The 19,832-nt window shown below is 40.1% G+C and carries 15 protein-coding genes; 9 read left to right on the top strand and 6 right to left on the bottom strand.

All coding sequences use genetic code 11. The annotated features are described in order from the left end of the window. Positions 1–65: 65 nt before the first annotated feature. A complete protein-coding gene (locus L0Z67_RS05605) occupies positions 66–1,781 on the top strand; it encodes a lysophospholipid acyltransferase family protein (RefSeq protein ID WP_193988572.1) in 1,716 nt (571 codons plus the stop codon). 75 nt (positions 1,782–1,856) lie between these two features. Here L0Z67_RS05605 and dapE read toward each other — a convergent pair whose 3' ends face one another. After that, a complete protein-coding gene (gene dapE / locus L0Z67_RS05600; RefSeq protein WP_193988571.1) occupies positions 1,857–3,023 on the bottom strand; it encodes a succinyl-diaminopimelate desuccinylase in 1,167 nt (388 codons plus the stop codon). 70 nt (positions 3,024–3,093) lie between these two features. Continuing rightward, positions 3,094–4,512 carry an MATE family efflux transporter gene (locus L0Z67_RS05595; RefSeq protein WP_237115032.1) on the bottom strand — a complete coding sequence of 473 codons (1,419 nt, stop codon included), beginning with the start codon at positions 4,510–4,512 and terminating at the stop codon, positions 3,094–3,096. Positions 4,513–4,744: 232 nt separating this feature from the next. Here L0Z67_RS05595 and L0Z67_RS05590 point away from each other — a divergent pair, with 232 nt between their 5' ends. Further along, positions 4,745–5,398 (top strand): OmpW/AlkL family protein, encoded by a 654-nt coding sequence (locus L0Z67_RS05590; RefSeq protein ID WP_405128564.1) that lies wholly within the window; start codon positions 4,745–4,747, stop codon positions 5,396–5,398. Between the two features lie 56 nt (positions 5,399–5,454). Here L0Z67_RS05590 and L0Z67_RS05585 read toward each other — a convergent pair whose 3' ends face one another. Continuing rightward, positions 5,455–5,985: a thioesterase family protein gene (locus L0Z67_RS05585; protein WP_062570502.1), complete on the bottom strand. Its 531-nt coding sequence runs from the start codon at positions 5,983–5,985 to the stop codon at positions 5,455–5,457. A gap of 109 nt (positions 5,986–6,094) precedes the next feature. Here L0Z67_RS05585 and L0Z67_RS05580 point away from each other — a divergent pair, with 109 nt between their 5' ends. Then, the gene (locus tag L0Z67_RS05580) at positions 6,095–6,583 is read left to right on the top strand and encodes a hypothetical protein (protein WP_405128563.1); all 489 of its coding nucleotides are present in this window, start codon (positions 6,095–6,097) and stop codon (positions 6,581–6,583) included. A gap of 80 nt (positions 6,584–6,663) precedes the next feature. Here the strand turns inward: L0Z67_RS05580 and tyrR are convergent, their stop codons facing one another. The 3 genes from tyrR to bcsE form a co-directional block, all read right to left on the bottom strand. Then, positions 6,664–8,220, bottom strand: a complete 1,557-nt coding sequence (gene tyrR / locus L0Z67_RS05575) for a transcriptional regulator TyrR (protein WP_062570500.1) — start codon at positions 8,218–8,220, stop codon at positions 6,664–6,666. Positions 8,221–8,323: 103 nt separating this feature from the next. After that, the gene (gene bcsG / locus L0Z67_RS05570; RefSeq protein WP_405128562.1) at positions 8,324–9,907 is read right to left on the bottom strand and encodes a cellulose biosynthesis protein BcsG; all 1,584 of its coding nucleotides are present in this window, start codon (positions 9,905–9,907) and stop codon (positions 8,324–8,326) included. Between the two features lie 169 nt (positions 9,908–10,076). Beyond that, positions 10,077–11,702 carry a cellulose biosynthesis protein BcsE gene (gene bcsE / locus L0Z67_RS05565; protein WP_405128561.1) on the bottom strand — a complete coding sequence of 542 codons (1,626 nt, stop codon included), beginning with the start codon at positions 11,700–11,702 and terminating at the stop codon, positions 10,077–10,079. A 121-nt stretch (positions 11,703–11,823) separates the two neighbouring features. Here bcsE and bcsR point away from each other — a divergent pair, with 121 nt between their 5' ends. The 6 genes from bcsR to L0Z67_RS05535 are packed head-to-tail and all read left to right on the top strand — an operon-like array spanning position 11,824 to position 19,759. Beyond that, on the top strand, positions 11,824–12,039 hold the full coding sequence (bcsR, locus tag L0Z67_RS05560; RefSeq protein WP_062570498.1) for a BcsR/BcsP family cellulose biosynthesis protein: 216 nt from the start codon (positions 11,824–11,826) through the stop codon (positions 12,037–12,039). A 3-nt stretch (positions 12,040–12,042) separates the two neighbouring features. Further along, entirely contained in the window at positions 12,043–12,762 is a 720-nt protein-coding gene (bcsQ, locus tag L0Z67_RS05555) for a cellulose biosynthesis protein BcsQ (RefSeq protein WP_405128560.1), read from the top strand. After that, positions 12,755–15,418, top strand: a complete 2,664-nt coding sequence (gene bcsA / locus L0Z67_RS05550; protein WP_405128559.1) for a UDP-forming cellulose synthase catalytic subunit — start codon at positions 12,755–12,757, stop codon at positions 15,416–15,418. The genes bcsQ and bcsA overlap by 8 nt, the downstream gene beginning before the upstream one ends. Next, entirely contained in the window at positions 15,415–17,664 is a 2,250-nt protein-coding gene (gene bcsB / locus L0Z67_RS05545; RefSeq protein ID WP_405128558.1) for a cellulose biosynthesis cyclic di-GMP-binding regulatory protein BcsB, read from the top strand. Before bcsA ends, bcsB begins: the two co-directional genes overlap by 4 nt. Further along, positions 17,664–18,779: a cellulose synthase complex periplasmic endoglucanase BcsZ gene (gene bcsZ / locus L0Z67_RS05540; RefSeq protein ID WP_405128557.1), complete on the top strand. Its 1,116-nt coding sequence runs from the start codon at positions 17,664–17,666 to the stop codon at positions 18,777–18,779. Before bcsB ends, bcsZ begins: the two co-directional genes overlap by 1 nt. Then, positions 18,770–19,759, top strand: a complete 990-nt coding sequence (locus tag L0Z67_RS05535) for a tetratricopeptide repeat protein (RefSeq protein WP_405128556.1) — start codon at positions 18,770–18,772, stop codon at positions 19,757–19,759. Before bcsZ ends, L0Z67_RS05535 begins: the two co-directional genes overlap by 10 nt. Positions 19,760–19,832 lie beyond the last annotated feature (73 nt).

Genomic DNA, 19,832 nt, shown 5'->3' with positions numbered 1-19,832 from the left:
ACCTAACTGTCACAGCGAACTCTTACTCTAACCTCATCGCTGAATGCGTTTATGTTGAGGTTTGTATGATCAGTGTCGATAAAGTAATAGAAGCAAATTTACCACAGTTAGAAAATTCACCAAAAGTAAAAGGCTTAGTTAAAAAAGGCCTCGGTTACTTGCTACACGAGCAGGAATTTGTTGCCTTTGGTGATGCATACCCACATTTACAAGGGCTTGAATTTGTTGAGCAGGTTCTTGATGAGCTAGACTTTGACACACGCTACAAGCCAAAGCAAATAGAACACATTCCCAGTGAGGGTAACGTCGTTATTGTGGCAAATCACCCTATCGGCTCACTCGATGCATTAGCATTAGTTAAGGTTTTATCAAGCGTGCGACCAGATTTAAAAGTGGTTGCCAACCGCATGCTGATGTCTATCACCCCTATGCACTCTTTACTACTCCCTGTTGATAACCTTTCTGGCACCAGTAAAAAGAAAGAACTGGCTAATATCCAACAGCATTTAAAGTCGGATGGTGCGCTATTAATTTTCCCAGCAGGCGAAGTATCTCGCTTAAGCCCCACAGGAATTAAGGACTGTAAGTGGAACAGTGGCTTTTTACGCATGGCCAAAAAAGCCAACGCCCCTATTTTACCGATTTACATTAAAGCGAAAAATAGTCCTTTGTTTTACGGCACTTCCATGATTTATAAACCGTTAGCGAGTTTGTTGTTAGTAAAAGAAATGTTCAAACAACGTCAAAAATCATTAGAGTTTGAAATTGGTGCTTCAATTCCACCTGAATCATACTTAATTGAAAATTTAAAAGATAAAGAAATCGCGCAGCTCATAAGAAAGCAATTATATCGACTTGTCACTAAAAAACCGCTGCCTTTGAAAACTCAAACACCTATAGCAAGCCCAGAAGCAACTAAAGATCTAAAAAAGGCCATTGAAGAGTGTGAACTATTGGGTGAAACATCAGATGGTATGAAAATCTACTTATATCAATACTGCGGTAGCTCGCCGATTTTCCGTGAGCTAGGACGACTGCGCGAAATTGCGTTTCGGGCAGTCGGGGAAGGCAGTGGTAAACGTCGAGATATAGATAAATACGACATGGATTATCAGCATCTTGTTTTATGGGATGCAAAGCAGCTTGAATTAGTGGGTGCATATAGACTCGCCTGTGCACAAGACATCATTGAGAAACATGGCCGCAAAGGGCTATACACTGACAGCCTATTTAACTACAGCGATGACATGGCACCTTATTTTGAAAAAGGCATTGAACTTGGCCGTAGCTTCGTGCAACCAAAATACTGGGGTAGAAAGAGCCTTGATTATTTATGGTTCGGCATTGGTGCATTTGTGAATCGCTACCCACAATACCGTTATTTATTTGGTGCAGTGAGTGTGTCAAACGCACTCCCCGAGCAAGCAAAGTCGCTACTGGTTCATTATTACCAACATTATTATGGGGCAGAGCAACTATTGGCGATTCCTAATAATGAATTTCGTCATACCGAACAACAAAAAGAGCAATGTGCTCAGCTATTTATGGGTAATGATATTAAAGAGGACTTTGTTGAGTTAAAACATGTACTCGCCAATATTGGCGCACAAGTCCCGACCTTGTTCAAACAATATACCGAGCTTTGTGAGCCAGGTGGTGTGCAGTTTTTAAGCTTTAGTATCGACCCTGAATTTAACAATTGTATTGATGGTTTAGTGCTTGTTGATTTAGATAAAGTTAAACCGAGTAAGGCCAAGCGATACTTAGGTCAGTCACGCTAAAAATAATTCCTACCATATTATAAAAACAAAGAAGTCGGCATTTATTGGCGGCTTCTTTGTTTTAAAAATGAGTCTTCAGCTAAAAATATTGCGAAGTGCTGCGTAATAAATTTTTTCAATACACAGTAAATCAGTAATGGGAACATGTTCATTGACTTGGTGGATCGTGTTGTTACAAACCCCACACTCTATAACTTGGGTGTGCTCATTGGCAAAAAATCGCCCATCCGAAGTCCCCCCACTGGTACTGAGTAATGGAAAGTTACCTGTCACTTCAAGCACAGCTTGTTCCAGTTTATTCAACAAGCAATCTTGTGATTGATAAGCAGTGTAATAAGACTCACAAGGACGTTCCCATTGAATTTTTATCGTATCGGCAAGATCTGTAAGTGCAAATTGAATTTCTTTTTTCACATCAGTACTTTTATAGCCATGACTATAGCGTACATTAAAAGTCAACTCGCATCTGGCGGGAACTAAATTATCGACTACGTTCGCAATATTAATACCGGTGACTTGGAGAGTAGTCGCTGAGCTAGCTTCATCTTTGTGCCAGCATATTGCAGTTAATCGTTTGACGACTTCGGCGCTTAAGTGTGCAGCATTGACTGTATTATCTGGGTAAGCGACATGCCCTGCTTTACCTTGGATTGATAAACGTGCCGATAAAGCACCACGACGACCATTCTTAATCGTATCCCCAACATGAAGGTGGCTTGTTGGCTCACCCACTAAGCAACCATCGAGCACAATGCCTTGTTTTGCTAATCGCTCAGCGATAAGCAACGATCCATATTCAGCTTCCCCTTCTTCATCCGACGTAATTAGCCAATAGAAAGTTCCTTGCTTATCCTCGCTTTGAGTAACAAGCTTTTCTGTAGCGCATAACATAGCCGCCACACCGCCTTTCATATCAGCAGCGCCACGACCATACACAGCACCATCAACAACGTGACCAGAAAAAGGATCAACTCGCCAATCCCCTTCGGCTGCGGGCACCACATCAATATGCCCAGAAAACGCCACCACAGGGCCGCTACCAAATGAAACTTTAGCAATTAAGTTAGTGACTTGGTTGAAAGTAAACACCTCACACTCGAACCCAAGTTGAGTCAGCTTTGTCGCAAGCCAATCAATCGCCCCCGCCTGTTGGGGAGTGACTGACTTAAATTGGATTAATGTTTGTAATGCTTTAACCACATCGCTGTGTGGCTGTAACTTTGGCGCGAGCTCTATACTCATAATAACCCCAGTTTTTTCACTATGTAGGGTTATTACAACTCGAAATTATGACTGCTGTGTGAAGATTAAATTAATGATTTCCTTCTTCTATTAAGGTCTCTTGCGTCACTTTAGCAATATCTTTGTCTTCTTCCGTTAATTTTGTACGTTGCCAACGTCCTGTTGAGAACCATGCATAGGTTATGAGTGCCACAAGTACATTCGTTAGAGCAAACGAGTACCAGATCCCTTGCGGACCAAGCGCCGTATGTTTTGATAAAATATACGCAGCTGGGAACTGAATAACACACTGCGCTAACAAAGAAACGATCATTGCATTGAGCATATTTCCTGATGCTCTAAAGGTTGCAACAACACAAAGTTGCACACCGATCCCGCCCCAAGTTAAACACATTTTACGAATGAACTCAGCACCACCTTTAATGACAGACGGATCATCAGGAATGAAAAAGGCAACTAAATATTCAGCAAATAAATAAGCAATTCCTCCCACCAGCGACAACCCAGTTAAGCCCCATATACAAGCAAGTCGCGTTATTTGTGCTGCTCGCTTTGGATTTCCAGCTCCCATGTTTTGACCTACCAAAGTAGACACCGCCATCGACAACCCCATTGCAGGGATCATCACCATTTGCAAAATATTCGAACCTACCCCATAAGAGGCCAATGTGTAGGTGCCAAAGCTGGCAACCAAAAATGACATGATTATCAGCCCAAATGCCCGTGCTGATAACTCAACGGAGCCTGGTGCTCCTAACAAGAAGGCTTGTTTCATATATTGCCAGTCAGGCTTAAAGCTCGACAGTTTTAATTGAATACCATGACGGCCCCGCAAAAAGACCCATACGCCAATTAGTGCCGCAAGACTCTGAGTAATAAGTGTTGCTAATGCAGCCCCCATCACCCCAAATCCTGAAAAACGGCCCCAGCCAAAAATCAACAATGGGTCAAGGGCAAAATTAAGTAATACAGTGCCACTAACAATAATAAGCGGAATTTTAGTTTGGCCAATTCCGCGCATTAACGCTTGAAACATTGCGTAAATGAATACAAAAACAACCCCTATAAAAGAGACATGCATAAACTTCAAAGCGTCGCCATAAACAGCCTGTTCAACACCAAGTAAAACTAAAAAATATGGGGACAGAAAATAACCAATCAAACCTAACACTGTTGCAGTGACTGTGACCATCAACATTGTTTGTGCAGCAACGTGGTTCACCTTATCCTGTAAGCCTGCTCCCATATACTGAGCGGATAAAATAGCCCCTGCCATTGCAAGACCTGAACCGATGGCTATCACTAAAAATGTGACAGGCATGCTCACAGACACAGCAGCGACTTGATCGGCGCCAAGTCGGCCAACCCAAAAGGCATCAGTAAGCTGATAAGCAGATTGCAAAATATTGATTAAGATGATCGGGATACCCAATTTCAACAGTGCTTTTGCTATCGAACCATGAAGAAATAAATGTTGAGTATCTGTCATTAAACACACCTAAAATTTTAAAAACAGCTTATTGTATCAGACCTGCCTGAGTTTAAAGTGAACTCGAGTCAACCTTTTTTCTATGTACCTAATTAAAAACTTAATCTAAATCAAAAAATAGCTTCACTTTATTCAAACATTTTTGAAACTTTGATCTAGAACAGGTTTTGTCTTAGCAAGCTCGGTAATAATAGCCTCAACCAAACAAGACAAGTAGTTCGTGGAGAACAGCATGAAAACTAAATTAAGCATTGCATTACTGACTTCATTATTAGCACTCTCTCCTGTTGCAAACGCAAATTTAAGCGTTAACGTGGGTGCGATTAATGTAAACCCAAATAACGACAGCTCAAAAATAAACGAAGCACCGACATTAGGTTTACGTGGCGATGATAATACACAATTAGGTCTTACCATCGACTATGCATTTGATGATAATTGGGTACTTGAATTAGTTGCTGCGACACCATTTAGTCACGACATCCAAGGTACTGGCGGTCTTGCTGGTAACAAAATTGCAGACATCAAGCAGCTACCACCTTCTTTAATTGCGCAGTACCACTTTTTAGACTCAACTTATAAGTTCCGCCCATTTATTGGCGTAGGTATTAACTATACGACTTTCTTTGATGAGCAACCATCAGCAGCTTTAAAAGCAACGCTAGGTACTGATGATGTTGAAGTGAAACTAGACGACTCATTTGGTTTTGCAGCGCAAGCGGGCTTCAACTACATGATGAACGAGAACTGGGGTCTACACGGCATGGTTGCATTAATTGATATTGATACAGATGCAACTGTTTACGCTAATGGCACAAAAGCACTTACATCAACTGTCGAAATCGACCCTGTTGTAGCTATGTTTGGCGTTAAATATAAATTCTAACTTCTTTCACTTAGTGAAAGCCCATACGCACTAAAAAGCGCCTTTACGGCCTTTTTTTATTTATTGGTTAATTTTTTCTGTTCTAGCATTTCTTTCCAGTGCATAACCTCGGCAGGCAAAATAGGTGCAACCCCTTTAAAGCCAGCAACTTCAAGCATTTCTTCAACACTGACAACACCTTTTTTTCGTTTAAAAACGCCGCGTACATAAGCAATTGCGTGCAAACCTCTATCCGAATGAAACTTTTGTTCAATATAAAAGTATTTGTGATCCCAGCCAACTAAGCGAGTACTTACAGTGTATTTTTGCATTGGCTTGATATCACGAATGTATGTGATAGCTGTGGCATTAACGATCGGGAACCAACGGCGTTTCATTATGTGTTTTAATAAACCCACACGCTCGGTCATCCAAGTGCGAGCTATATCCATCATTGCCAAATAACGTGAATTAGTTAGGTGAAAATTGATATCACAATCGCTCGGTAAGGCTTTGAAATCAATATCAATTGTATCGAGTAACTGTTGATAATCACGATTACGTTTAATTTTAAAAAATAATAAGATAAGTCGAAAGTAGAGATTCACGGTAAAGGTCTAACCAGTTGATAATAACCAAAGTGTATCACAGCATATTGCTATGGCGAATATTCTGCTCTAATCTGTGCATAAATCAGTATAAAAAAAGAATAATCTAATGAAATTGTTAAATTTAGTGTTCCTAATGGCGGCAAGCTTATTCTCTCACTCAGCTTTTGCAGATTTTAGCTACCAAGGGCAAGGCGCATTAAGCTATCCAACCGGCGTAGAAAAAGCGTTTAAATTTGGCTTTGCATGGCAACAAGATGCTGAAAAGTTCACTATTGGCAACAAAACTTATGATATGCCACTCCCTGAATCTTACTCGGTAGCGATTACATTAAGTAAAGATGAAAAACAGATATGGGTTCAAGAGTTTAATAACGGCTTTTTTGAAGGGTTTAATTGGCAAATTGGTGAACACATACTGACACTTAAAAAACGTGACTTTACTGATTCAGTGAAAGGAAACTATGTTATTAGTTTAGACAACCGCGATTATTTCTTCGCCCGTAATAACATCAGCATTGTCATTAAATTTGACGATAATGGCATCAGTAACCTTGTTCTTGATGGTGTAACCAAGGATATGGGCACAAAACAATAAGGCTTAAAAGCAAGCCGCAATAAATGCAGCTTGCTGATTTTCTCTATATACCAGTTTATTAGATAATATTGAAATTGGTATTAGACCTTTACGGTTTTACGATTTATACCGTAATCTCTTAGCTTATTAGCAACCGCAGTATGACTTAGACCTAAACGTTTAGCCAACTGTCGGGAGCTTGGATAAGCAGGGTACAATTTTCGCAATAATGTGGCCTCAAAGCGTTTAACCGCTTGATCTAACGTTCCTTCAAAGTCTGACTCCAGATAACCTAGATCATGAGTGAATGTAGGCAGCTGCAAGTGCTCAATTCTAAGTTCGTTGTCATCTAACAATGAGACGGCACGGTAAATCGCATTTTCTAACTGACGCACATTGCCAGGCCATGGATAGTCTTGCAAAAAGCTTAAACAATCATCCGATAAAACAGGCACTGAGTGGCCATTCTGCTGTGCATATTTTTGGATAAAGTGCTCAGCCAATGGGCCTACATCCGCCTTTCTATCACGAAGTGGTGCTATCTCAAGGGTTAGCACATTGATTCGATAATAAAGATCTTCTCTAAATGTGCCCTCTTGCACCATGGCTGGTAAATCTTTTTGTGTCGCTGCAATAATACGCACGTTCACTTTTACTTCGTTTTCATCTCCAACCTTGCGAAAAGTACCGTCTTGTAAAAAGCGCAGTAATTTCGTTTGTAGTTGCGTCGACATCTCGCCAACTTCATCTAAGAATACCGTACCGCCATCAGCCTGCTCTAAAACACCACGTTTAGGGGCGGCATTTTCTTCATAGCCAGCGTAACCAAACAGCTCAGATTCAGCGACGTCATCCGGTAAAGATGCACACGATAAAGCAATAAAAGGTTTAACCGAGCGATTAGATGCATAGTGACAAGCACGTGCCAGCAACTCTTTACCAGTGCCTGTTTCACCGGTAATTAATATCGGCGCTTCAAGTTGTGCCATCTTGCGCGCTTCTCTAACCACACGACGCATAGCAGTACTAAAGTTATGAATAGTCGCGAAACTTTCTTGACCATAACGTCGAAACGCGCTCACTTGCTGGCCTAAGCGACTTTGTGATTTGATATTTATAACCGCACCGGCGAGTACATCTCCCTCAGCTCCTTGTGGAACAGAAATAGGTAGTATGTCAGCAATGAAATCTTCACCTGCCACTTCTACACGGGTTGTTTGGCCAAGTACTTCTTTGCCCTCAAGCCAACGCGTAAAGTTAAATCCTTTCAATAAATTATTGATGTTTGCGCCAATCACTTCATTTTCAGATAACTGTAAGTCGCGACACGCAGCATCATTACATAAACGCACCCACCCTTTCGCATCAATCGAAATGACGCCATCTGGCAGGGCTCTTAATAATGTATTTAGCTCATTATGCTCACGCTCAGAAGGTAAAAATGCGGTTGTTCGGACATCCTTCACACCATCAATTAATCGAATTGATGGCATAATCTTTTGAAATTGCTCAAACTCTATTGGCGGGAAACTGACATACATTCGGCAATTAACCGAATCTACTTCGATACCTTTTAAATCAACCTGATAACTAACCAAAATATTGAGAATCTCTTGGGCGATACCAATTCGGTCGGCACAGTGAATATCTAAACGCATACATCCTCAAAGAACGGGAACCTATAGTAAGCGAATAATACGCTAACTCCCCATGCGAGGGTAGTCTATTGTAAAGATTTTTGGACAAATATACCCAAACGCATTAGTTGTTTGGGTATTTAGTCCACTCAGTACCATCTAATTGTATGTAAGGTTGCCCTTTGATATACATCATTACTGTGTCTTGATTCTCTGCAACTTTGGCTGCGCTCGGTAGGCTGGCAATTAAACGTTGAACACTCACCACACCTGAAAAAACATCCCATTTCATCGCATTACTAATTAATTCAGACAACGCAAAGTAACTCACTGTTTTATCTACTTCATGTAATTCACTGTGCTTTATATCAGGGCCAATAAACTTAACAGCAGCCGGTACAGATACAATCGCTGGGCTGGGTATTTCTCGAAGCCCTGCAAACTGTAACTTATCTCCTTTTAGTGCCGCACCATGCTCTGGTACAACAACTAACATTACATTTCGACCTTCACGTTCAAGCCGTGAAATAAACTGTGCAATATCTGAGAACAACCTTTGCTGCCTAGCAGGATAACTTTCAAGACTATTCATGCGTGAACGTCCAGCTAACTGATTACCATCATGTAAACTAATCGAATTATAATAGAGTGCTCTTGGCTGCGACTGTTCTGCTGCTTGTTCATTTAACCAAGCAGACAAAACCTCACCATCAGAGTAAATAGGCTTACCATCAAACCCATACTGAGCGGGACTAAACTGACTAAAATCGAGTTTAGGAACTGAGACCCCCCCATACTGTCTAATTAAGCCAATAAAATCATCAAAATGACCATCGTGGTTTAAAGCGACAGAGGTCTTAAACCCTAACTCAGCGAGATTACTGAACAACTTACATTGTTTATCAACAGGTTCAAATAGCTTATCTTGGCTGGTTTGGCCACAACTGGCTCGTAAAAGCCGAATAGCAGCAGGGCCACTGTATGACGTAGCTGAATTGAAATCGTTGAACAATATATCAAAATCATTAAAGAGATTACGCGGCTCAACACCAATAGCATTTAAATCAGCCGTAGCGAGGGAGCATATATTAAGCACCACGACATCAAAAGGACGGCCATTGAAAGATGCTGGAAACTGAGTTTTTAACTGTGCTTGCTGCTGATAAAAAGCCTGTAATTGTTGATCTGGCGTTTCAACTATTGATGCATCTGATGCGGCTGTCTTTTCTCCAAGTAAAGGGGACTGGTTTTGTACAACTATCGGTGTACTTAAGCCTTCACTAGGCACTGACATACTCAGCCAATAAGCGTACGCAAACCCAAGCACAGACAAGCTCGTGTACCTGAGCCACTTAGCGCTATACCAGTACACTATACACAGCACAAATAATGCCAAAACTAGCTCAATATTGACCACCCGTGAGACTATTTCAAAAAAGTAACCTAAACTAAAATCTTGAACATTCCCAGCTTGCTTGGTTAATCGTGATATCGGGGGCAGCCATGAATCATGATAAAACAGTGCGATGCCCACGATAACACCTACAATGTGCTTAATACGCGTCAACCATTGCTGCTGAAAAGATACAGCCAAAAAAGCAAAGAAAGCTAAGTTAGCTAAAAAGTCAAATGAGATATCTGAACGACTATATAGAAAAAACTTTATAAGGAAATATAAGTTCCAAACACCTAAACCTGAGAGCCTCACTGGGTATCCTTTTTCTGCTTTTTGGGAGTATACGGGGTCAGTAGTACATGCCTGAATGTTAGTTTTCGATAAACATGCACTATTTTTTTTAGTAATACCTTGCCTACATTACTGAGTAAAACACCGAGTATTAGCGCGATTACAAAGGTAATTAAAAACTGGTTTAAGCTCATGTTTTATCACTTTTAAATTCAACTGAAACAGGTGTTGATAGCGGTCTAATGATTTTTTTAAATTCAGGGGTTTCAGTATTTAAATTAGTAATATCAGCTACTTTGGCATCAAAAATATAGCTAACATTTTCTTTCAATTGCTCTGTGTAGTCTGGTACTTCCTGTTGATTGTAGTCACGTTGAATTCGTCGACACTCTTGCTGTATGTAAAAATGATCAGCAATAATATTTTTCGATGTAAAGAAATCACTCACTTGTAATTTAAACAAGTGTTTAATTGCACTTTCGACATCATGCTCACGGCACGCATGCAAATATAAATAGATATAGCCATCGGCATAACTAAATAGATCCCCCTCTCGTTTTACGTGGAATAAATGCAAGGGGTGAATCGCTTCAATGCGCGGTAAAAGCTGCAACATGACCAACACCCCACTAACACCTAAGTTAGCTGCTGAGTCACTGTGTTTTGACACTTGCTCTGCAAAACGCAGAATAGGTAAATACCCTTTGCTTAATGCACTTTCACTATATTTTAATACATCATCAATTGAATCGGGTAAGGGCCTTGAGAATTGAAACCCCTGTATAGACTGAATTTGTGATAACAGTCTAGATGGCTCCGAAAAGCTATACAAAATCAGGTTTACACCCAAGGCTAAAAACAAACACTCATCTTGATGGCGAATAATGCCATCCACATTCTGAATAACTAATTTTAATTTACGCCCGCATTGTTTACGAAGCAAAAAACACTCTTGTGCTAAAGCAGATAAATCAGTGTAGCGTGTTACTGAAAAAACCAGCGTGGCAGCTTTTCGAGTCAGCGCTGTTTTATATAGTGCGTCGTTATCTTCAACAACTTTGTAAAGAGCAGGAAGCTTAGTGCCTTGTGGTACCGCACTTCGTACTACCCATACTTCATCTTCATCGAGCTCCTGGTGCATTGAACGATTATCAGCGTGTGCATCTACACCACTCTCAAACACCGATAATTGCTTATTAAGCAACTGTAAATTAATACTTTTAGCTGCAATAACCCCTTCGCTGTGACTCCAAAAATCATATTCTAAGGTACGAATTGAGGCTTCTTGACTCATAAAAATCATGCCATCAAAAAGTGTATTCATACCCAAAAACTGTCGTCGCACACTACTTACATCAGCACCCGAAATTAAAAAGATGACAGTTGCACTTTGAGATATGGCTAGTTCGCGATAACAACTTACCTTTTTTATTAACTGCGCTTCGTTGAGCATTGAAATTCGTTCACTATGTAAATGCACAATAACTGTACTACCTTTAAGTTCGTCATAGTGTTTTAGCTCATTAATCACCCGACGTGAAAAATGTAATTTTTTTGCTAAAATTGGATCATAGTGTAAACAAAATGGATATAAGCGACCCTGCTCAAATAACTGATAAAAAACATCACCTTGCTCACTATTAAAGAACATATCGACGTGTTCCGAAAGCAAGAATACAGAGCCTTTGTTATTAGCAAGAATATGCCTAGCTAACTCTAATAACTGATTGTCTAAAGGTGCCAGTAGTGCATAATTTGCACTGCTTTTTAACACCGAATAGGCTGTCATTAACCCTGTAATATTTAAATAAGGCACCAATAAACCCTTGAAAAAGATACTTTAGTACTAGTTTTGGCCGCTATTCTATATATAATGCAGCCCATGTCCACGCTTTATAAACACTTCAAATCTAGTTTTGTCGTAGCGGATACTTTAAATGAATGATTATGCAGTAAAAAAATCAACTATTTTAACTCAATATGACATTGACAATTTGCTCCATCAATTTGGTGGAAAAAACCAAACATATATAGAAATAGTTGATGTAGAAAAAAATCGCCAAACAATCGAAAAATATCCTTTAATTAAAGATATCGCTTTATCCGTTAAAGATACACAACAAGTTAAAAATATTAACAAAAGTACATACTAAATAATGAAAAGAGTTTTTGTAAAAGGTATTAAAGGTGGAACAGGTACAACATCCGTTGTCGCTAATCTTGCTTGCGCCTTAAGAAAATCTAACGAAAACGTATACGTTATTGACCTTGATCCCAAAGGCGATATTGGCTTGCATCTAGGTCTATCGTGGGAACACCAATTAGGTTGGAGTGATTATTCAAGCTTTCGTGCTGCCAGCTGCCAATTCCATCAAGATGATGATGGTATTAAATTTTTACCTTATGGCAGTGCTAGCCTCAGTAATTTAAACTTTACCTCAATCATAGAAAGCTGCAAGCAATTAAAAGAATCTGAAAACGCCTGGTTTTTATTTGACTGCCCTGCTCATATTGATGTGGTTGATTACCCCACAACAAAAGAAGATATTTTCCTAGAAATTGTAAACTGCGATGCTATTTGTCACAGTTTTATCTATAAGCGCTTAAATGCACTTAAACACGCTACTTCCCGTTGGCAACATTACTTTTTAATAAATCGATTTAACTCTGCCTCTGAGCTTGAATCTGATCTGCTGCAATTATGGCAGTCAGAACTTCCTTTACTCGCGCCATTGTATATCAACCAAGATGAAGTGATAAAAGAAGCAACAGCATTTCGTAATGTCGCCATTAATTGTGCTCCTTACAGTGTTGCCAATGACGACTTTGAAACATTAGCGGGCTGGTTGGTAAGTCGAGCGAGTAATAATGACTAATAAGGTTCGGGTAAGTAACACTGAGCGTATTATGAAATTATGCTTAGGACTTATTTTTACAAAGAGAATTGTTCGCTTTGTATTTTTTAAATTTCATGGTTATTTCAATCAACATAAGATGAGTTTGCTTGGGGCATTCATGATGCCCTTTATAGTGTTATTTTTATCCCTATTTTTTAGGCTTGATAAAAACCGTAAAAACAACATAAAAAAGACGATAAAATATTTCTATCCCCATGTTACACAGCCAATTTTAACGCCATCAAATTGCGTTAGAATCGTGCTACAAAGCTGTTACTTGGTTTTATTTAACACAACTACCACTTCTCAGGCCCACATTGCCCAAGAGCAGCGTAAAACATGGCGTAAGATAATACGCTCAGCACGTATCGTTCGCGTGATAGACAGTAAGCTAGTGCGCTTTTTTAGGCGAGCTTGGCTCATAACGAAGAAGCAGCAGAAATCAAAAGTGTATCAACAAATAAGCACTTCAAGTCTATGGAAAAATAGCACCTTAAAAGTGACATTTTTCACACTCTTAATATTCGCTGTCGCCATTTTTGTCACTGTGCCTTTTAGTGTAGAAGCACAAGCCGTGTTTATTAGTCTTATTTTGTTGGTTGCCTACTCTTTGCGTCGTGTTGAAGGACAAATGGCAACAATTGCAATGATCACCCTGTCTGTCACCACCTCTACTCGCTATTTATGGTGGCGTTACACAGAAACACTCAACTGGGGAGATCCACTTGCATTAGCATTAGGGTTTGGACTTTTATTAGCAGAAACTTACGCTTGGCTGGTACTAATTTTAGGCTTCTTTCAAACAATTAACCCATTAAGTAGAAAACCCATTCCACTTAGTGAAGATACATCAACATGGCCAACTGTTGATATCTATATTCCAACCTACAATGAACCGTTGAATGTGGTTAAACCAACAACCATTGCTGCACAAAGTATTGACTGGCCGGCTGACAAACTTAACATCTATATTCTAGATGACGGTAAACGCCCCGAGTTTGCTGATTTTGCAGAAAAAATTGGCGTTGGCTATTTAACTCGGCCAGATAATAATCACGCCAAAGCTGGCAATATGAACCATGCTATGCAAGTGACAAATGGCCAATATATCGCGATTTTTGATTGTGACCATATTCCTGCGCGGTCGTTTTTACAAATGACCATGGGGCAATTTATTAATGACAGCAAAGTGTGCTTAGTACAAACACCACACCACTTTTTTTCTGCGGATCCCTTTGAACGTAATTTAAAAAACCATCGTAAAATTCCTAACGAAAACATGCTATTTTATGGTCTGATCCAAGACGGTAATGACATGTGGGATGCCACCTTTTTCTGTGGCTCTTGTGCAGTATTAAAGCGCAGTGCCCTTGAAGAAATTGGCGGGTTTGCGGTAGAAACTGTCACCGAAGATGCGCACACAGCACTGAGAATGCAGCGTGCCGGATATAAAACCACCTATATTAATATTCCACAAGCTGCCGGCCTTGCCACTGACAGTTTATCGGCTCATGTTGGTCAACGGATCCGTTGGGCTCGAGGGATGGCACAAATTTTTCGTTTAGATAACCCATTACTCGGCAAAGGCTTAAATATTGCCCAAAGATTATGCTATCTCAATGCCATGCTGCACTTTTTATCGGGAATACCACGTATTGTATTTTTAACCGCACCTTTGGCGCTGATCTACCTAAACGCACAAATTATTTATGCTCCTTTTATCGCTATTTTCTTATATATTGTACCCACCTTGCTGCAAGTGAAAATAACCAATTCACGAGTTCAAGGGAAATACCGTTACTCATTCTGGGGGGAAGTATATGAATCAGTTTTAGCTTGGTATATTTTAAAGCCAACCACAGTTGCACTTATAAACCCCAATAAAGGTAAGTTTAATGTTACTGAAAAAGGTGGATTAAATAGTACTGACCACTATGACTGGATGATTTCAAAGCCCTATATAATACTGTTATTAGTAAATGTTGTCGGTATGACGTATGGCATCATCAGATTATTATTCGGTGATACGTCTCATATAGGCGTATTGCTAATTAGTATGTTGTGGGCCAGCTACAATATAGTGATCTTAGGCGCAGCAGTCGCGGTAGCAGCCGAAGCAAAGCAAGTACGTAGCTCGCATAGAATAAAAGCTAACTTCCCTGCCGCAATTCGCCTTGCGAACGGACGCACCATCAAAGTTAAAATAACGGATTACTCAGACAATGGAGTCGGTTTAGAAACCGAACACAGTCACTTATGTCGAGTCAACGATAAAGTTGAACTCCTTATGAGTCGTGGCTTTAAGCAGTTTTCATTTGCGACCTACATCTGTAACACCCGTGATAAGCAAATCGGCTTAACTCTTAGAGATTTAAATTTAGAAAAACAAAAGGCATTTATTCAATGCACATTCTCACGCGCAGATGCTTGGCTTGATTGGCAAGAAAACTTTAAACACGATAAACCTTCATACAGTTTTTCGAAAGTGTTTTATACTAGTCTCAGAGGCTTTAAGAATTTGATTTTCCACGCACCAAGTGAGTTGAGACCCTTAATTAATTTTATAACGAAGGTACTACACTTTGTCGTGTCTTTATTACCTAAAAAACCAACAAAAGTATTTACACCATCATGATAAAACCACTACTAACACTATTACTCGCTGCAATATCACTGAGCCTGCCACACTGGGCTATGGGTGCTGAGCCGCTGTCTAATAAAGCTATTTTTGATGATGGTTACCCTGAACAAGCACCTGTAGAGAGCCTAACCTTAAGTTTTGAACGTTTAGGCTTAAAAAAGTTTAAGCTAGACGGTGTTAGCCAAAGCACTCGCATCGACTTTACAAACCGACTAGACAAGCTAGGTAAACAGTTAATGCTTAACTTTTCATACACGCCCTCCCCTTCATTAATTAGCCGCGTGTCACATTTAAAAGTTTTCTTCAATGAAAACCTCGTAACCGTATTACCCATTGATAATAAAACTAATCCAATTAAGGTAAAAACCGAACATAGCGTGCCGCTCAACCCAAAACTGATTAAAGATTTTAATCAAATTCGTTTTGAGCTAGTTGGTTACTATGACTTGGCATGTCAAGATGATTTCAGTAAAGCTATTTGGGCTGAATTAGATAAAAGCAGTTCCATCACACTGGGCCGCCAATCACTTGCACTCGAAAGCTTACTTGAATATTTTCCCGCACCTTTTTTTGATAAACGAGATTACACTCAGCTTAATTTACCCTTTATTTTTGCTTCCCAGCCAAATGAAGAGACGCTTGAGGCAGCCGTTGCACTTTCAAGCTTTTTTGGTGCCCAAGCCAAGTGGCGTTATGCTGGATTTCCAGTGCAAATAAATGCAACGCCTGTTGAGCACAGTGTAGTGTTTGCAACCAATACAAACAAACCAGACTTCTTATTAAATTACCCTAATGTTGAAAAACCAACGGTTGAGATTATCAGTAGTCCAACACATAGATACGCCAAAGTGTTACTAATTCTAGGCAAAGACGCTGCACAACTAAAAGAAGCTGTGGTCGGTTTAATGTTTGGCCACAAAGTGATGACAGGACGTAGTGCAACCATTGATGCCATTGATAGTTTACCGCTTCGAAAAGCATACGATGCGCCATTGTGGGTCCGTTCTGACCGTGCTGTTACATTTGATGAATTTATTGAATACCCGACACAGCTTCAATCAGCAGGTTATCGAGGTCAACCTGTTAATTTAGATCTTCGCTTTGCACCCGATTTATTCACGTGGCGTGAAAATGGCATCCCATTAACGTTAAATTACCGCAATACTCCTGTAGAACAGGGCATGCTGTCGCGTCTAAACATGCTTATCAATGGCAAATTTGTTGACGGTTTCACGCTTAATAATAAACACAATGAGAATGTAACCACACAGACTCTATTACCATTAATTTCAACAAGTACACCAAGTCAAACGCACCAAGACTTCGAATTAACGGGGCTTGATTTAACAACTAACAACCAACTGACTTATGACTTTAACTTTGCATTAGTTAAAACAGGAGAGTGTAGTGCGATTCCAGCAGGCGGTGAGTTCGGTGTTATTGATGGCAGCTCTAGCATTGATGTGAGTGGTTTTCATCATTACATTTCATTGCCTAATTTACGTGCTTTTGCCAATAGCGGTTTCCCTTATACCAAATACGCAGATCTTCATCAAAGCGTGTTAATAATGCAAAGCAACGCCCCTGTTGAGGCAATTAGCTTATTACTCAACTTTGCAGGCCGTTTGGGTGCAATGACAGGCTATCCAGCCCACCGTTTAGATATTCAATTTCCTAATTCAAAAAACGAACTTACCGATAAAGACATTATCATCATTGGCAAGCCTGATTCACTTTTAGCTGAGCTTTCACAGAACAGCTCTTTAAGTGCTGTGATCAATAACAATCAGCGTATTGTTAATCAAGCCATCTATAACGGTGCATATGACACTCAAAACTCTGAAAAAATTAAACTAAATATCAGTAGTCTAGGCCGCTTAGCAATAATTTCTGGTTTCCAATCTCCATTGGACTCAGAACGCTCAGTCGTCTCTATGATCGTCTCAGACAATAGTGCATATAGTTTATTGAGCGACGTACTTATGAACGCAGAGAAAACAGCTCAAATCATGGGTAGCTCAGCCATAATAAACCGTCAGGGAATCAAAACCATAAAAACTGATGAGCAATACTTTGTAGGCCATATCCCTATTCATACGCTGATTTGGTTTCACTTTTCTGATCAACCCATTTTACTCGCCATATTATCGATTATTACATTACTGCTGATTTCGTACATGTTGTGGCGACTACTTCTGTTACTGACACAAAAGCGTTTGTCTGAAGGAGATAAAGCATAATGAAATTTATGGCTTATTTAGCGATTAGTATCTTACTAATAAGTAAAGCTTTTGCAGCGCAAACGTGTGCAGCGTGGCCGCAATGGAATACGTTTAAAACACACTTTATTTCACCACAGGGGCGCGTTATTGATTTAGGCAGCCAGTTCGATATCACCACCTCTGAAGGTCAGTCATATGCGTTATTTTTTTCCTTAGTCGCCAATGATAAAAGCACCTTTGACTCACTGTTAGATTGGACAGAAATTCACCTCTCTGAAGGCGATCTAAGCACTCGTCTACCTGCATGGCAATGGGGGGTTGAAAAAGGGGAAGGCAAAATATTAGACTCTAACCCTGCCGCTGACTCCGATTTATGGATAGCTTACACCTTGTCGCAAGCCGCAAAACTATGGCAAGAAAGACGCTATGCAGTTTTAAGCTCAGTACTTGCGGAGCGAATTATTCGCGAAGAAACTGCCCGTATACCTAACTTAGGCTTAACACTTCTGCCAGGACCTAGTGGCTTTAAGAAGCAAAGTTCATGGAAATTAAACCCAAGCTATGCGCCGTTATTTATTTTAAAGCAGTTTGCTGAGCTTTATCCGCATTCACCTTGGCAACAGCTACATGATAACTCAGCTAAAATGCTGATTGATACAGCACCAAAAGGCTTTAGCCCCGACTGGGTCAATTACAGTGTTGAAAAAGGCTTTTACCATGACAAACGAAGCCCAGCTGTAGGCAGTTTCAATGCTATTCGTGTGTATCTTTGGGTAAGTATGATGGCCGATGATGCCACTTACAAAAAAGAACTTATCCAGCAATTCGCGCCTATGACCGAATATATTATCGAATCGGGGAAAGTACCGTTAGAAGCAGATGCTCTTTCAGGGAAAACATCAGGCACAGGTCCGAGTGGTTTTACTGGGGCTTTACTCCCTATGCTCAAAACCATGCAAGCATCACAATTAATAACCACACTGCAACAACAATTAATGATGGATACCCGTTTCACAACAACTCGCTACTATGACAGTGTACTGTACTTGTTTGGCACCAGCAGTCTAAACGAACGCTTTAAGATTGATAAAGAAGGAAACTTGATAACGAATTGGAGCACTGAATGCCAATAAAGTGGCTCTTTGCTGTCATTATCGCAAGCCCTAGTGTCTTTGCGCTTTCAAGTAACGATATTGATACTCAGTCGATTGATTGGTTAATTAGCCAAGTACAATTAGGCGAAATTGAGCAAGATACACAGCTGATGTCTGACAGCTTAGAAAAACTGTTAAGTATCGCCCCACAAAACACCCAAGTTCAGTGTGCACAGGTGCGTGTTTTGTATGCACGAAAAGAAACTGAACGAGCACGTAACTTATTGGCAAAGCTAACTCAAAAAGCACACCCTTGTGTGGAGAGCTTAACAATGCTGGAAAAAGTCAGTAATGAAGAAAAAGCAACGATTGCACAGGCCCGTTTACGCGCACGCGCAGGGCAATACAATGATGCTGTAAAAATTTACAATCGCTTGTTCAAATCAAACTACCCTAATATTGAGTTTGAACTTGAACATATAAACTGGCTTGCCCAAGACGAAAACCAATACCAACAGGCCTTACGAGGATACCACTCATTAATGAACCGCTACCCAAACAGCGGTCGTTTTGAGCTTGCTTATGCTCGTCATCTGTTAAAACAAAATCCTGCAAATAAAGAAGCACTGACACTTTTGAGCCATTATGCTCATAGTAATCAATACAGTGTTGAGGCTGAATTTACATGGTTAAATGCACTTCAAGATATGCCTCTGAACAAAAGTACCGAACATGCTTATGAACGATATTTTGCTGCTTACCCTAAAAGCAGCAAAGGGCACGTGCAATTTAGCGACTTTAAAAAAGCATATAAAGCTGAACGTGAAAAGCTGGCTGATCCTGCTTACCAGACATGGCTAAAAGGCAATGTAGAGCTTGAAAAACGCCGTTTTGTAAAAGCTGAAGCATTGTTCAATAAAGCCCTAAAAGGCCGACCCACTGATCCTGAAATATACAACAGCCTAGGACTACTTAATCTTAGACAAGGCAATAATGCTCAAGCCTATCATTTTTTTTAAAAAGCTGAAAAATACAGTATTGATACAAATCGCATCACAGTACTCAAAGGCCTAGCAAATACGGCGCGTTTTT

Source organism: Pseudoalteromonas sp. PB2-1, from assembly GCF_045040605.1.
Lineage (GTDB): Bacteria > Pseudomonadota > Gammaproteobacteria > Enterobacterales > Alteromonadaceae > Pseudoalteromonas > Pseudoalteromonas arabiensis.
This window is presented reverse-complemented; position numbering and strand designations above follow the sequence as displayed.